The sequence below is a fragment of the Streptomyces sp. NPDC006643 genome (assembly GCF_042870175.1).
Taxonomy (GTDB): Bacteria; Actinomycetota; Actinomycetes; order Streptomycetales; family Streptomycetaceae; genus Streptomyces.
This window is the reverse complement of sequence record NZ_JBIAHA010000020.1, coordinates 144203-159014: the sequence shown is the minus strand read 5'-3', so window position 1 is coordinate 159014 and position 14812 is coordinate 144203. Positions and strand designations below refer to the sequence as shown.

The window sequence follows — 14812 nt, the reverse complement described above, 5'->3', positions numbered from 1 at the left end:
CGACGCGCATGTCGGCGAGTCGGATCAGGGCGTTGGCGTGGCCGGCGTCGGCGGCTTGCTGGAGGAGGGCTTCGGCGCCGTCTTGGTCTCCGGCCTCGACGCGCATGTCGGCGAGTCGGATCAGGGCGTTGGCGTGGCCGGCGTCGGCGGCTTGCTGGAGGAGGGCTTCGGCGCCGTCTTGGTCTCCGGCCTTCGCGCGCATCGTGGCCAGGCGGAGCGAGGCGTCGATGCCGCTCGCGCTGGCGGCTTGCTGGAGGAGGGCTTCGGCTCCCTCGGAGTCTCCGGCCTCCACTCGTATCTCGGCCAGTTCGGTCAGGGCGCCTGCGCCGCCGGCCTCGGCAGCACGGTGGCGGAGGTGGTGGGCCCACTGGAGGCGATGCCGGGCAGCAGCTGCTTTCGTGAGGTTGTCCAGGTCGTCGGGATCGGTGAGGTGGAGGTGGGCGGCGTGCCAGAACGAGGCGGGCGGGCACAGGTAGCGCCGGGTCACGCGGGCGTGCTGCTCAAGATAGTCCGCGAGGCGGAAAGCTGAACCTGCGGGTGGAACAGCCTCGGTGGCGGATGGAGGTCGTGTTCCTGGTGGGCGTCGGGCCGGCCGGGACTGGACGCGCTGTAGTGGTGCCTGCCTGCCGTGGACACGCTGGCTGAGTTCGGCGAACGCTGATTCGGCCCAGTCGTCGGCTAGGTCTTGGAAGTCGATGTCGTTGAGGTAGTCGGTGGCGGCGTCGGTGAGGAAAGTGTGTGGCAGATGGAGTCCGACGCCGAGGCGGCGGGCGTCCATCGCCGCCTCCAGCAGGGCACGGGCTTCGGGGGATCCGTGCTGGTAGGCGTGCAGGAGTTCCCGGGTACCTGCCAGGTCCTGTGTCATCCGCCCGCTGTCGGAGACGCGGGTGAGGGCATCGGCCAGCAACTTGTCGCCGCCCTTGGCCAGATCGCCGGCGGCGCGCAGGGCCTGTGTGTCGAACCGGTCGGGGACGTGCAGGGTGTGTCCGGTCGCGAGGAGTTCACGCGCCCGGCTGTGCAGGTCCGGTTTCCGGGCGTCGGGAAGGGCCGTGTAACGGCGGGCGTACTCGGGCCACAGGGTGCCCAGCACCAGGACGGGCATCCGTGCGGGATCGGTGAGCAGGGCGTGCACCGCAGCGGCGATCCGCTCGCCCTGGGCGTCGCCGAGGTAGTGCTGGGCCTCGTTCAGCCACACGACGGTCCGCGGCTGGACGTGGTGCAGATCGTCGAGAGCAGCGGCAGCCCGGGTCGGGTCAAAGGGATGCCATAGTCGCCACCCCCGCTCGGCGAGGGGCTGGACCGCCTCCCAGCAGGCCCTTGTCTTTCCTGTTGAGGAGGTGCCGACCAGGACCACCATCCGGCTCCGGCCCGCCTGAACTTCCCGCACCGCATCCGCCAGTGCACGGTCATGAGCCCTGCGGACGTAACCGGGCAGTAGGCGCCTCTCCAGACCATCGGGACCGCGTCCGGCCGTCGCCGGCCCGGCCGGGTGGACCTCCAGTGCGTGCGGATCCCAGTCACCAATCGGTCTCCCCGAGGCCGGACCCTCACCCGTGGGGGCACGGTCCTCCCCGGCCGCACTGCGTTGCAGCTCCTGCAGTTCCTCAGCCGGCAGTCTCAGAGCACGGGCCAAAGTAGCCACGGTCCTGGCGGACGGCACAGGCCCGTTGGGCTGGAGAGCCTCCGAGACCGTCGTACGGCCCAGCTGCGCCCGGGCGGCGAGCTGCGACTTGTCCAGCCCGAGCTGGGCAAGCCCACCGCCAAGCCTTCTGCGCAGCTCAATGAGTGCCGGATTCTGACCGGTCTGCTCGTCGCGCATCTGCTCGCCCCCGGGCCGCCATGGCGGTGTGTTCGCCGGTGTTCATCTTCGTCCCGGCGAACCCCGGCGTACACAGATTCCGGAACCTTCGGCCACGTCAGCAACCCACCATTCACCGGGAGATTGCCGTGTCTGTCGCCATCGTCGTCCTCGCCACCGCACTGATCGTCGTCATCGCGCTGCTGACCGGTGCCGTCGCGGCCAAGCTCGCCCGCCTCGACGGCGCCACCTACCCCACAGCCCTCACCCGTGCAGCAGCCGCCTTCGCCGCGGCACTCACCCTCGCTGCGGCGGTGACCGCCGCCCTCTCCTCGCTGTGCGCCTGAAACAACAGGGCGATGACCCGCCCTGGCCGTGAGCGCCGGCAGCGGGCTGTTCCGGAACCCGTTGGCTTCCGGGTGAGCCTGCCGCAGCACGGTCCCCGGGGCCGCAGTACTCCACGGGCACGCCGAGGAAGGACAGTCCGAACGGGACGGTCGGGACGTGCCTGGTCTGCTTCTGTGCGGTCGGTGCTGTCCGCTGCGCAAACGGCTGCAGAGGACTCGCCGTGCAGGGGAGCGTCCTCAATCCCCCTGGGTCCGTGCAGTGCGGATTCACCCACAGGAGTGGGTCTTCGTATGAATGACGACCGTAGTTTTCAGAGGCCACAGTCACCCTTTGACCGGAACCGCAAGAATGAGACCACTTTGAGGATCTTGGTGATCGCTGATATCGGACAAGTGGTACGCGGGACGGTCGGGGAAAAATCGGTGGGGGAGTTCCCGGCTCCACTTTCATGTTTGCAGGCGGCGACAGGGTACGTGTCTCGATATTAGCGTTCGAGGGCAGGCATGGAGAAGGGCTCCGAGTTGGTTAGCGTCAGCCTCGAAGCCCTGCCCCTTCGTGCCGCTTCAACAACGCACCGAGGAGCGCGAAATGATTCAGCACATTCGCCGGAAGCTGGCGAACCTTCTTCCGGCAGCATCTGAGATTAGCATTCCGCTGTCCGCCGTTCTGCAAACCGCTGTTGTGAGCGTCTTTATGCTGACGCTCCGATTCAGCTCGGTCCTGCTCGTCGGGGTCCTGGCAGTCACTGCCCTGCGGCCGGTCTCCTTCTCGTCGGAGGCGCTCATGCTGCTGACGGCGATGGCGTGGGGCGATCGCAGCACCGTCTCGTATCTGAGGGTGCGCCGCTACAGCTGACGGCGCCGGCCGTCCGGGCTGCTGAACCGCGGGGCCGCATGCGTGGCCGGCCGCCACCCATCTTGTGATGGCGGCCGGGCCTCGGGGCTGTCGAACTCCCGTCAGCAGCGATGTGCCGGTCCGGCCCGGAGCCCGGCATCTTCCCCTGCCTGCCCGGAGCTGAGGATTCCGCCGGGCAGGTGGAGTGCCGGGACAGATGCCGGGCTCCCTTGCCGATGTTGCCGACGTCCTCATCCGTCTCCGGCTCTCCAGCGGTTGCGCGGTGGTGACGTGCAGTTTTTCCGAACCGCTCACAGTGCGGTGTGGTGCGGTGAAGATGGCTGCGCGCGGAGCGCGCGGCCTGATGCCGGGAGAGAGATGGAGCGCCAACTGTCCCTGACGTACGGGGCCTTCTGCCGCGACCGCTGGCGCGTGTACCGGCGCTTCTGCGCGGCGAGTACGGGGTCTGCGTCTGCCGGCGCCGAAATCGCGCGCGGCGCGCTGCGGGAACTCGCCCCGAAGTGGCCCATGGCGCTTCAGAGTTCGTCCCCTGCTGCCGTGGCCTGGGAACTGCTGTCATCAAAGTCCCGCACCCGCCGCACCGAGTCCGTCAGGTGCCTGCACCGCATGCTGGTCCCGGGCGAGGCCGATGCGCTGCTGCTGCGATACAGGCTCGGCCTGTCATCTCAGCAGGCCGGCGCCGCGATGGGCCTGGGCCCCGCCGAGTTCACGCTCCTGCAAACTCGCGCTCTGAGCAACGTCACGGCACACCTCGACTTCCTGGATATGCCAATGTCGCATGCGGTAACTCATATGCGAGGTGTGCGCCGGGGCACTGGCTGGCCAGGGGGCGGCTGATTTGCATCGACAGCGTTTACCCCCTTGGTGAAGGCGGGTAGCCCCCGGTCGGTCGACGCTTCTAGGGTGGGGCTCCTACCTTCGGGGGCCGGCAACGTCCTAGGGAGACGTATGCGGCCGTGAGTGTGGGGAGCGGCTCATTCTTGACCTCAGCAGGCCCAGCGTTGCCAGAATGTACGACTTCTTGCTCGGCGGCACGGACAATTATCAAGTCGATCGTGACGCCTGTGAACAATTACTTCGCATCGCTCCCAGCACGCGGGAGCTTGCACGCGTAAACAGAGCATTTCTTGAACGCGCCGTCCGCTATCTGGCGTCGGAATGCGGTGTGCGCCGTTTCCTCGATCACGGATCAGGTCTGCCGACGCGGCCGAATGTCCATCAGGTAGCCCAGGAAGTGGATCCCTCCAGCCAGGTCGTGTACATCGACAACGACCCCGTCGTCCTCGCGCACGGACGAATGATGCTGGCTGAGGACCCGAGCACCACGGCGGTGCTTCACGCTGACATGCGTGACGTCGAAACAGTATTCGACAGTGCCGAGGTCAGACGTCTGCTCAGAGGCGACCATCCGGTCGCGGCCCTGTTCGTGTCGGTGCTCCACTGCATTCCCGACAGTTACGACCCATGGCTGCTGGTGCGCGACGTCGCCAGTCGGCTCCCCCGCGGGAGTTACCTGGTGATCTCGCAGCTCGCCAGCGACGACGCCGAACTCCGGGCGGAGATCACGGATTTCATGCTGAGGATCACGGACAGCTCGTGGGGGCAGGTCCGCTCGATAGGCGAAGTGAACAGGTTCTTCGAAGACGTTGATCTGCTGGAGGCGGACGAGCCGGTCGAAGTGTCCCGCTGGAGGCCCGACAGCGACCTGGCGCCCCGGCAGCGGACCGAGGAGTGGATCGAGTACGGCGGTGTCGCGCGCATCAAGTGACTACTCGTCAGAGCTGTCGACGAGCCGGTCGATGTACCGACCCAGCAGCGTCAGTGTCTCGCCCTTCGTCCCGGAACGGAGCCACAGGTCATCCAGCGCCGCCTGGTACCGCTCCACCTCGTCGGTCTTGACCAGATAGTCGCCACTGCGGTTGTGGTTCTCCAGGTAGACCATCCGGCCGACGTCACCGTGGTGAGGCTTGAACAGGGTCATCGCCGGATGCAGGGCGGCGCCTTGCTCCAGCGCCTGACTCGGCAGGATACGGATGTGCACGTTGGGCTTGTTCTCCGCCACGTTGTAGAGCTGCCGCAGCTGCTCGCGCATGGGCACCCTCCCGCCCAGCGCCTGGGTGAGGACCGACTCGGCGATCAACGCCTCGTAGAGCGGAGCGTCGTCCTGGTCGAGCAGGTGCTGGCGCTGCTGGCGCACATGCAGCCGCCGGCGTACCCTCTGCTCGTTCGCCCGGCGCACCTTCTCATCCGCGTGCGTCTGGTAGAAACCGTGCATCACAGCGCGCGCATAGCCAGCCGTCTGCAGCATGCCCGGGATGTTGATCTGCTGGTAGGTGCGGATGACCTTGGAACTGGCCTCCAAGGCGAACAGATGAGCCAGGAACTCGGGGACCACGTCGGAGTAGCCGGCCCACCACCCCTGCTGCAATGACTGCCGTACGAGCAGCATGGATTCCTCGACGATGATCTCGGGCGCGCCGTAGAAACGGCACAGTTCAACAACCGTGTTCTCGTCGAGCTTCGTGCCCGCGTTCTCGTAACGGCTCAGCGTAGAACCGGACTTGATCCCCTGCACCTTGCCAAGGACATCCGCCTGGTTCAGACGCTTCTTGGTGCGCAGATGCAGCAGCGCGGCTCCGACGAGCCGCGCTGCAGCGTTCGGAGTGGAAGGCGGCTCCTCGCCGCCGACCAACGCCAGAACATGTCCGGCCACGGATCCTTCTCCTAGCGTGCGGGCGACGCACTGCACGTCGCGCGCTAAGGATGGATAGTCCGCTCTTCCCGAAGCAAGTCGTGGCCGTTCCTTTTCAGACAGTCATTCCGTCGAACTCCCCCTTGGTGGCACCGTCGACGAATGCCGCGATCTCCGACCGTGTGAAGACAAGCGCGGGCCCCTGCGGGAAGCGGGAGTTCCGGACCGCGATCTCGTTTTCGCTCAGGCGTGCAAGTTCGACGCAGTCGTGCAGAGCATCACTTGCTGATGCTTTCACCCATGTCCTGCCGGTGATCCGATCGGCCGCCATGCCGTTGCTGAAGTGAGTCATGCTGCACCGTGCCCTTCGTGCCTGACCAGCGGCGATATGCTCGCCACTGGCTCCCGTTGTGCCATCGCCCCCACTCCCGCTTTCATGTGCCCATGAATTTTCATGCAGTGGTGGGAATGTGTGGAATCATAGAGGCTGTGGCGCTTCGATCGCTGTCCCCCAAAGGGGCGTTCTCAGTAAAAGGGAAAGCATTAGTATGACGAATTGGACTCGCCCGTGATGTTGATCTTCTCCGTCGTTCTAGATTGGCCGGAGATGAACGGTGGCGAAGGGGTGGCGCACCCCGGTAGGCGGCGCTCGGGTGGGAACCTCATGGTCGTGCGGCCGGATTTGGAGGCGTGCAGATTCCCGCTGAGAGGAGAATCGGCTGTCAGCTGCGGCGTGGCGACTTGATTACCTATCCTCCGGATGCGAGCGGGCTATGGCATGGTGTGCGCGTCTATTCGTGCGTGACGCAGAGGTGCAAACTCAAAGACATCGGAGGGTTCGGAAATGAACGGGCCCGCATTCGCCGCTTGGATACGTCACGCCCCGTGCTCAGCGCCCGCCGCAGCTATCGCCCCCGCACGGGAAGGCCGGGCGCCGGCGCGGACGCCATAGCGGGTGTCGCGACGCGGTGGGCATCGTGTCCGTGGCGCTGCGATTTCGGGGCCCGGGTTGTTCGCGGGGAGTGGGTGATGGCGAGTTCGTAGGTGAGGTCCTGGAGTACGGCGGCCGGTGTGTGGGGCGAGAATTCCACGGTCCAGTACGGCTGTTCGGGCGTGTTGCCGCCCCACAGGGTCCAGGCGGGCCCGGAGCGGCTGACGCGGGTACTCGCGGCGGCGACGTCGAGACGGAGTCCCGTCCTGCCGTCGGGTGCGGGCCAGTTGATGTGGTAGCCGTTGATGGTCTGTGTCCAGCCGAACTCTGTCAGTGGGTCGGTGACTGTGGTCCGGGTGCCTTCGGCGAGCGGCGTGACGGTGCGTTCGGTCCACGCGGTGTCGGTGTCGAGGCTGTTGAGGAGGGATTCGACCATGTTGGTGGGGGTGTTGGCGGTGGCGGTGGCGTGCCAGGTCCGTTCTCCGACGGGCGATTCGTAGGAGGCGACGGTCCACGCGACGTCCTGGCCGCGCGCTTCGTGATCGAACTGGACCCTCAGGGTGAGTGTTTCGTGGTTGGCGACGGAGGCGTCGTCGGACCAGGTCCGGTACTTCTCCCACGTGTTGTTGTTCTCGATGAACGAGGTGAACAGGGTCTCGTGAGCGCCGGCAGCGGCGGCGTTGGCGGACACGGTGTCGGTACCCGCGATGGGACGTTCGTGTGTGTCGGCCGGGACGCCGAGCGAAGTACGGGCTTCGGAGGTGTCGCGTTCGGTGTCCGTCACGGGTGCGGGGCCGGGGCGCATGGTGTCGCTGTGCATTTCCTCGAAGGCGGCCAGGGCTTTGGCGGGGGAGTCGAAGGCGTTGGCGACCTGCCGCAGGTGGTTCTCGCCGTGGAGGTAGACGCTTTCGCCGCCGGTGAGGTAGGTGCCGACCGCGACGGTGGTGTGGGCGTCCTGGGCGTGGGCGTGAATGAGCAGGCGCCCGTGGCGGATGTCGTCGTAGATCTTCTGAGCCTGGTCGGAGACCTCGCGGATCTCGCTGCGGGTGCACCAGGGCATGGGGTAGTTGGCCCAGGTCCATTCCTCGTCGATCGCCTCACGCAGCCTGGGGGTGATCTCGACGGTGATGCCGTCGGCGGCCAGTTGCCGGGCGGCTTGCTCCGCCCAGTAGGGCTCCTCATGGTCGATGCGGGCCAGCACCAGGACGTTCTCGGCGGCCACGTGCCAGCCGTCTGCTTCCAGGACGACGTGGGGGATGTGGGCCTCGGTTCCGGTGAGGGTGGCGGTCACGGCGCTGGGGTGCGTGGGGTGGGTGTCGAGTCGCACGTGCGCGTCGACGGACGGTGTGCTCACGAAGACGGTGCTCTCTTCTCCGGTAGGCGGACCAACGGGGTTCGGCCACCGGCGGGTTGGGGTGTCAGCGGGGGGTGCGTACGGCGGGCGGTGTCGTGGTCGGGGGCGGGCCGGCTCTCGGCACGGCCGGGGCCTTCTCGGTGCGGGTGCGCGCGGGCCGGTTCGCCGGTGTGGGTGAGGTGGCGTGGTGCCAGCGCGTACGTACGGTGTTCAGGCCGGCGAGTGCGCGTCGGGCGCCGACGACGAGCTGGTAGGTCGTGGTGGCCGGGTCCTGGGTGAGCGTCTCGATGTGCCGGCCGGTGTGGTGGGCAGTGGTGAGGAGGGAGCGCTGGAGGATGCGCTCGCCCCAGTACTCGGGGTCGCACCCGGCCGGTTCGCCGAGGAATCCGAGCAGCCCGGTCGGCCCGGTCCCTTGGGTGAGGAGGCCGTGGTGCTGTGCCTCCCACCGGACGGTGACGGGGTCGATGGGGGTGCCCCGCCGGGCCATGGTGGTCAGGCACTGCCACAACATGGCGTGCAGGGGGTGGGTGAAGTCGCCGGAGGTCAGCCACCGCATCCGTTCGACACGGGCGGGCCGGGCGGTCGCGCTCGCGAGGAGCACCTGCTCCTCCTCAGCCGCCTCCTCCTCGTCGTGCACGACGACCGGTGTGGTGGGGTGGCGGGGCGGGGAGCCGGGGTGCGGCGGGAACCGGGTGGCGATGGCGTCGACCACCGTGGTGAGGGCGCCGGCCTCGGCGAGCGTGGCGGCCACCCGGTGAGGGAGTGAGGTGTCCAGGGCGGTGTGGACGAGCCGGTGGGCGGCGGCGCGCATCAGGCGCCGGGCGTGTTCCGCCTCGATGATCCGCGCGTACGCGGGCGCATGCTGGGACCGGGGGCAGAGCTGGATCAGGTGGTGCAGGTAGGCCGTGGTCAGGCCGCGCGTCTGCTCGCCGGCGGTGGTGAGCACCTGGTTGAGCCATGTCGTGGTCGTGGCGTGCTGGGCCGTTTCGGGGACCGGCAGGGCGCGGACCGCGGTGAACAGCGCGGCGTGTGCGGCGGTGGAGAACGCCTCGGCGGTGATGCCGGCCAGGCCGGCGGCACGGTGGGGTTCAAGGAGGAGTGCGCCGAGGAGTGCCTGCTCGACGTGGAACACCGGAGGCGGGGGCGGTGGGAGGAAGCCGAGGTCGTCCTCTGCGGGGTCGGGGGTTCGGGGCATCAGGCGGCCAGCGTGAAGTCGTCCGGATCAAGCGGGAGTTGAAGGTGCGGGGCGAGGAGGTGGGCGGCGAGCAACGGTGGAACGGCGTTGCCGATCTGCGAGAACTGCTGCCCCTTGTTGCCGGCCCACGGGTAGCCGGCGGGAAAGGTCTGCAGCAGACCGGCCTCGCGGGCGGTGATCCGGACCGACTCCGGCACCACCACCTGCCCGACGTCTGCCCGACGGGGTTCCGAGGACTCGGGCACCCAGACGCATTCATTGGCGCGGTGCCCGAAGAACAGCGTCCCCGCCGGCTCGGAGAGCGACCGGATCGTCGCGTTGGCCTGGTTGTTGCTGCGCAGCGACCACGACCAGCGGTGCGCTCCGGCTGCCACCGGTTCCTCGACGGGACAGTCGTCCCGTGTGCCGGGCGGTGCGGGCCGACCAGCGTCTTTCCGTGGGGGCGACGACGGGCTCCCGGTTGCCCGTGGTGTCCAGGTGCCGCGGTCTCGGGCGTCGGTGAGGGTCTTGCGTGATCCGGAGGGGAAGGGTTCGGGTCCGCCGCCCGGTCCGCCGCCGGCGCAGACAGTCGGCACCGGTCGGTCGGTGGCGCCCCAGCCGAGCGCGGTGGCCATGGAGACCCACTGTTCGCGGCCGGGCCCGAACAGCGACTCCGGCTCGGCGACTTGGGCGTGTGTCGGTGCCGGTGGTTGCGCTGTCCGTACGCGGGAGGCGAGCAGGATGGCCCGCCGTCTCGTCTGCGGTACTCCGTAGTCGGCGGCGTTCAGAATGCCGGTCCAGACGGAGAATCCCCAGGCACGGAGGATCGCGGCGTACTGGCGCCACAGCGGCAGGACGTCCGGCACTTCCTCCATCACTACCCATTCTGGCTCGCCGGCTGTGTTCAGGGCGTGGAGGTAGCGCATCGGCTCGGCCGCCAGGAGGGACCGCTCGTCCTGGCAGGAGGCGAGGAGCCGTTCACGGCTGTCGCGCCCTTGGGCCAGGTCGGCGACTGCTTGGTGGACCAGCGGCTGGTCGAGGAGGCCGAGGCGTTTGCCCGCCATCGACCACGCCTGGCACGGTGGTGAGGCGATCAGCCCGTATGTCCGGCCGATCCATGGCCACACGGGATACATCGCCACGTCGGTACGGACCGTCAACTGCCCGGCTGCAGCACGCGTCTTACACGCCCACAGGTCCCATTCCAGCCCGACGTCCCGTACGCCGAGAACGGTCAGCGAATGGCTCCAGCCACCGGGACCCGCGAACAGGTCCAGAATCGTCAAGAAGCCAGCCCGAAGTCGTCCTGCACCGGCTCGACTTCACCCCGACAGGCCCACGGAGAACACCCGTCGACCACCCCGTGCTCCGCCTCGTCCGTGTCGGGTGTTCCACCGTCGCCGAGCTGCTGTTGGCGGGCGGCCCATTCGGAGGCCGTGACGTGGTCGATCGGAGCGTCGGAGAGCGGGACGCGGGAGCGGTGCAGGAACGCCTGCCCGAGCAACTGATTGCCGGAGGCGTTCGTGCGGGCGTTGCCCTGGCGGATCGCAGCGTCGAAGTCCACCACGTCCTGCCACTCTTCGGGGCTCGTGTCGCGGATGTGCCGCCACTGGGCGTTGCCGTGGAACGGGCACCCCAGACAGCTCGACTTCGGTGTGTCGGCCAGCCCGAGAGAGGTGAGGTAGCGGACGCAGTCGGACCGGGACCAGTTCATATCGGTAATGAGTGGATGCCGGTTGAGCATGTATTTCACGTCGGCGTCCTTGGCCCGGTGGAATTCGTCGGTGGAGATGCCGACCCACTGCTCGACGAACACACCCCTAGGGATACGCACCGGATAGGGGTAGCCGAGGAGCTCACGCACCTTCTTTTTGATCGGCTTTATTTTGTATTCACCGGTACATTGCCGTCTCGTCATTCCAGCTCTGCCGTCTTTGTTCAGAATATGAAGCGGCATGGAAGCGAACCGGTGTCCGGGATCGAGTGCGTCGTTTCGGATGTTTCCGGAGGAGACACGGAAGATTGGGATGCCTGCCGGTTCTGCGATCTCTCTTTCGAGCCGGTCGAGGTGAGCGTAAACGGCCTTCGGTTCCCATCCCGTGTCGGCGAAGATCGCGTAGTCGACTCTGGGGAGTATTCCTCCGGCGGAAAGGGCGAGCATGGCGCTGGATTGAATCCCGGCGCCCAGCGAAATCGATTTGAATTCGGGACTTGCGGAGATGGTGCGTCCTTGCGGTGGGGTCGTGGCGTTGTCGCCCGGGCGTCAGCGGCGGCGGGCCGGTGACGTGGGAGCGGTCGCGGGGGGACCGGTGTTCCGGCCGGCAGTGTGCTGTGGTGGCGGAACGGGCGTGACGCTCGTGGTGGGCGGGTTGCTGAAGGCGGGTGCGACGCGGCCGAGGGTCTCGGTGAGCTGCTGGGCCTGGTCGTGGGCGTGGCGCAGTTGCTCGGTGATGTCGTCGGGGAGCCGCTCCCAGTGGGCCTGGTCCTGGTGGCGCTGGATGATCTCGATGGCGTTGCGCAGCTGGTCGGCTAGCTGGTGCAGGACCGCGGTCCGCTGCTCGGGGCTGGTAACGGTGTGGGTGGCCTGCAGGAGCGCGTCGAGGGCGGTGGGCAGCGGGGCGTCGTCCACCGGGAGGCCGAAGAGGCGGGCGTGCAGTTCCTGGGCGACGCCGGTGACGGGTCCGCCGCGCCCGCGGTGGCGGACGTCGGATGGCGCTTGGGGGCGGGCGCTGAAGTGGACGATCACGTCGCGAGGGGCGGCGTCGGGGTGGAGATGGGCCGCGAGTGCGAGGGCGAGGTCGTGCGCGGTCGGGGTGTCGGAAGTCGTGGTGGGCTCCGGGGAGTTGTGGTCAGCGGGCCTCGGGCCCGAAATGCGTCACCGGTGCGTTCCCTGTACTACGGGGGGTTTGGGTGCAGTTATGGCGCTGGTCGCTGGAGTGGCCGCAGGGCGTCCTTGTGCCAGGGCTTGGTGTCCATCTCCGGTGACGGTGATCTTCTGGCCGTGGAACAGGGAAGTGCCGGTGTCCGCCGCGACGAGTCTGCGTTTGGCCAGGGCGCGGTAGGTGGCGATGGAGATACGGGTGCCGTCGTGGGTGGCAACGCGGGTCACGCCCAGCCCCCGGTGTGAACTTTCCTGCAGCTTCCCTTGCCCGAGGCTGAGGGCCTGGAGAGCGTCGTACTGGGCGGGGCTGAGCGAAGGACCGGCATCCATCTGAGCGGACTTCTCCTGGTTGGCTTGTGCGTCGGCGAGATCGCGGGTGATGCCGGTGGCGACGTAGTGGCACCCGGTCGCGCACAGGTCGAGCTGATGAACCGCGTCGGCGAGGTGGCCGGTCATGAGCGGAATGGCCGTGGCGTGGCGTGGCGGGCGGTGCGCACCGACTCGGAGTACGCCGGATATCCGGGGGACGCCGCGCCTTCGAGGGGGTTGGCGTACAGGGCACTGGCGAGGTAGTTGCCGGCCTGGGTGGAGGCGATCACGAGCGAGGACAGGCATTCCAGGCCGGCGTGGCTGCCGGGGACGTGGGTGTAGGGGCTGTTGCCGAGAGCGCCCAGGCGGACGAGGAGCGTGGCGGTCAGATCCTGTGTACTGAGCAGGAGCGGGCCGATCTGGCGCAGGGCGTCGGTGCCGGGGGTGTAGGAGACGCCGCGCACGCGTGCGCGCAGGGCCTCGAATTCCCGTGCCAGATTGCGGAGTTGCCGGGACTGTTCCGGCAGGTTAAGAGGGGGCATGTGGTGGGGGTGGCTCCAGGGAACGGGTCAGGGGTTTCTGGACCTGCCTGCAGGGCGGACAGGGTCGGGCGGCAGGGTGGTGCCGGAAGCTGCGACTACTTCCAGAACGTCGTGCACGTGGTTGTGATCGACGCGATGGGCCAGAGCCTGGACGCGACGCGACTCGCTCCACGATCGAGAGGAGTGCGGCGAGAACACCCAATGAGCAGTCAACCCCCACAATCGTCATTACCGTTGTGGGTGAATGGCCCTGAGGGAAAATGAGGATGCCTCAGCCGTAGAGCAAGGGAAGGCGATACCCATGGCACTGCCCGCACTGACCCCGTCGCAGAGGGCCGAGGCGCTGGAGAAGGCGTTGGCGGTCCGCAGGGAACGCGCGGATCTGATGGCCGCTCTCAAATCAGGGGCCTTGCCACTCCCCGACCTGCTCGCCCGCGAGGACGACATCGTCGGCAAGCTCCGGGTACGCCGTGTCCTTGAATCTCTCCCGGGTATCGGCACTATCCGCGCCGGTCAGCTGCTCCGCGATCTGGAGATTTCCGAGAAGCGCCGCGTCCAGGGCCTTGGCGCCAAGCAGCGTGCGCGGCTTCTCACGCTGTTCCGGACCATGGACTGACCGGGGCGCTCGGGACCAACGTGAACCGGGTGAACTGGCGAGTGGGGGCGGGCTGGTGAACGCCAGGCCAGTCTTCCCGGCCGTGTTGGTCGAGATGGGCCCGTAGTTCGCAGCGCGGTGCAGATTCGTTCGCTTCGAGCGGTGCCGCCGTATCGGTACGGTCCCCCGTTCAGCGGTTGTCCTGTCGGCGGCTGCAGCACGGCTTGAGCCGTGCACCGGGGCCGGTTGCCCCGGTTCTTTCCGCTCCCGGCTTCGTTGATGGGGACGCGGCAGATTTCTGCCGGGACATGTGCCGTCCCCTTCCCGGCAGTTGTCCGTCACCCCCGCACGTTGAGTCATCCCACCCCAGTGCTCGCAGCAGGCGTGCGGGGCTTTCGCGCGCCCTGGCGTGGGTCAGCGGGCTCGCCTACGCGGCGGTGCCGGTGCCGGAGTTGCGCGGCTGGCGGCGTCGGCGGCCGGAAGTACGAGTGCGGGCAGGGCGGACTGGCCGTCGGGGGTGAGGAGGAATTCCTGGCCGTCGTCGGGGCTGCTGCTGGTGTCGCGGGTCACGAGCTTCTTGCGCTCCAGTGCTTCGACCGTGGCGGTGATTGTCGGTGCGGGAACGCTGATGTCGAGGAACGGCGGCCGGCCCTCACGCTGGCGAATGCGGACGGCTCCCTGGGAGATCAGCCGGAACGCGGCCCTCTGCGGGTCCGTCAGCCGCGGCAGCACGGGGGCGGCAGCCGTCGTGGGGGTCGTGAGGGTGGCGGTGATGAGCGCGGCGGCGTCGAGACAGATCACCGGTGCTTCGCGCAGGAGGCTGGTGGCGGCGCTGAGATGCCGGCGAAGGGCGAGGTGGTGGACCGAGGTGCGCGGCGACCGCGGCGGACTCGGGGAGCTGTGGGGCGCGCGATGCAGCGCGGTCGCCGCGGGAATGCCCGCGAGCAGGTGTCCGCTGGCGTCGTTGCCTTGACGCGCTGCGCCGGTCAGATGCTCGATGGCGCTACGCCCGTACATAGTTGCCGCGACGGAGGTGTCGCCGACGGCGAGGGTGAGGGTGGTCGCGTGGCTGGTGAGGCTCTGCGTGGTGCGGATGCGGGCGATGAGCGGCATCAGGATGGCATCGTCGTCGAGCATGCCCGTGCGCTGGGTGAGGTGGTGGACGTCGGCGAAGTCCTCTGCCAGTGAACGCAGTTGCCGGATCAGCTCCTCGGGGCGGGTGGCGGGCAAGGGCGATGGTCTTTCTCGTGGTGGCGTGTGGAGGCTGGCTGACGGCGCCGGCCGAGGGGAGCCGCAGATCCTCGACGTTGCTGATCTCGCGGGCGGGCACCGC

General features: G+C 68.2%; 15 protein-coding genes and 1 pseudogene. 5 read left to right on the top strand and 11 right to left on the bottom strand.

All coding sequences use genetic code 11. From position 1 onward, the window contains the following. Positions 1-1387 (bottom strand): annotated as a pseudogene (locus ACFYNU_RS26500) (hypothetical protein); the annotation flags it as partial. Positions 1388-1947: 560 nt separating this feature from the next. Between ACFYNU_RS26500 and ACFYNU_RS26495 the strand changes: the two are divergent. The 4 genes from ACFYNU_RS26495 (at position 1948) to ACFYNU_RS26480 (ending at position 4769) form a co-directional block, all read left to right on the top strand. Next, positions 1948-2145, top strand: a complete 198-nt coding sequence (locus ACFYNU_RS26495; RefSeq protein ID WP_356593671.1) for a hypothetical protein — start codon at positions 1948-1950, stop codon at positions 2143-2145. Between the two features lie 589 nt (positions 2146-2734). Next, positions 2735-3001, top strand: coding sequence for a hypothetical protein (locus ACFYNU_RS26490; RefSeq protein WP_356593673.1), 267 nt, complete (start codon positions 2735-2737; stop codon positions 2999-3001). 357 nt (positions 3002-3358) lie between these two features. Then, positions 3359-3838: a hypothetical protein gene (locus tag ACFYNU_RS26485; protein WP_356593675.1), complete on the top strand. Its 480-nt coding sequence runs from the start codon at positions 3359-3361 to the stop codon at positions 3836-3838. 139 nt (positions 3839-3977) lie between these two features. After that, positions 3978-4769, top strand: coding sequence for an SAM-dependent methyltransferase (locus ACFYNU_RS26480; protein ID WP_356593827.1), 792 nt, complete (start codon positions 3978-3980; stop codon positions 4767-4769). Here the strand turns inward: ACFYNU_RS26480 and ACFYNU_RS26475 are convergent, their stop codons facing one another. The 9 genes from ACFYNU_RS26475 to ACFYNU_RS26435 form a co-directional block, all read right to left on the bottom strand. Then, positions 4770-5714, bottom strand: a complete 945-nt coding sequence (locus tag ACFYNU_RS26475; RefSeq protein ID WP_356593677.1) for a helix-turn-helix transcriptional regulator — start codon at positions 5712-5714, stop codon at positions 4770-4772. A 94-nt stretch (positions 5715-5808) separates the two neighbouring features. Next, a complete protein-coding gene (locus ACFYNU_RS26470) occupies positions 5809-6045 on the bottom strand; it encodes a DUF397 domain-containing protein (protein ID WP_356593679.1) in 237 nt (78 codons plus the stop codon). 553 nt (positions 6046-6598) lie between these two features. After that, positions 6599-7978, bottom strand: coding sequence for a DUF317 domain-containing protein (locus ACFYNU_RS26465; protein WP_356593681.1), 1380 nt, complete (start codon positions 7976-7978; stop codon positions 6599-6601). Between the two features lie 64 nt (positions 7979-8042). Next, complete coding sequence (locus tag ACFYNU_RS26460) at positions 8043-9173, bottom strand: DnaB-like helicase N-terminal domain-containing protein (RefSeq protein WP_356593683.1); 1131 nt, start codon at positions 9171-9173, stop codon at positions 8043-8045. Continuing rightward, positions 9173-10438, bottom strand: coding sequence for a DNA cytosine methyltransferase (locus tag ACFYNU_RS26455; protein WP_356593685.1), 1266 nt, complete (start codon positions 10436-10438; stop codon positions 9173-9175). Before ACFYNU_RS26455 ends, ACFYNU_RS26460 begins: the two co-directional genes overlap by 1 nt. After that, positions 10435-11313, bottom strand: coding sequence for a hypothetical protein (locus ACFYNU_RS26450; protein ID WP_356593687.1), 879 nt, complete (start codon positions 11311-11313; stop codon positions 10435-10437). Before ACFYNU_RS26450 ends, ACFYNU_RS26455 begins: the two co-directional genes overlap by 4 nt. Positions 11314-11415: 102 nt before the next feature. Continuing rightward, complete coding sequence (locus ACFYNU_RS26445) at positions 11416-11898, bottom strand: hypothetical protein (protein ID WP_356593689.1); 483 nt, start codon at positions 11896-11898, stop codon at positions 11416-11418. A gap of 129 nt (positions 11899-12027) precedes the next feature. Beyond that, positions 12028-12489, bottom strand: a complete 462-nt coding sequence (locus ACFYNU_RS26440; RefSeq protein WP_356593691.1) for a hypothetical protein — start codon at positions 12487-12489, stop codon at positions 12028-12030. Next, positions 12486-12884 carry a hypothetical protein gene (locus tag ACFYNU_RS26435; RefSeq protein WP_356593693.1) on the bottom strand — a complete coding sequence of 133 codons (399 nt, stop codon included), beginning with the start codon at positions 12882-12884 and terminating at the stop codon, positions 12486-12488. The genes ACFYNU_RS26440 and ACFYNU_RS26435 overlap by 4 nt, the downstream gene beginning before the upstream one ends. 301 nt (positions 12885-13185) lie before the next feature. Between ACFYNU_RS26435 and mihF the strand changes: the two genes are divergently transcribed. Further along, entirely contained in the window at positions 13186-13500 is a 315-nt protein-coding gene (gene mihF / locus ACFYNU_RS26430) for an integration host factor, actinobacterial type (RefSeq protein WP_356593695.1), read from the top strand. Positions 13501-13893: 393 nt separating this feature from the next. Here the strand turns inward: mihF and ACFYNU_RS26425 are convergent, their stop codons facing one another. Next, positions 13894-14709 carry a hypothetical protein gene (locus tag ACFYNU_RS26425; protein WP_356593697.1) on the bottom strand — a complete coding sequence of 272 codons (816 nt, stop codon included), beginning with the start codon at positions 14707-14709 and terminating at the stop codon, positions 13894-13896. Between the last annotated feature and the right edge of the window lie 103 nt (positions 14710-14812).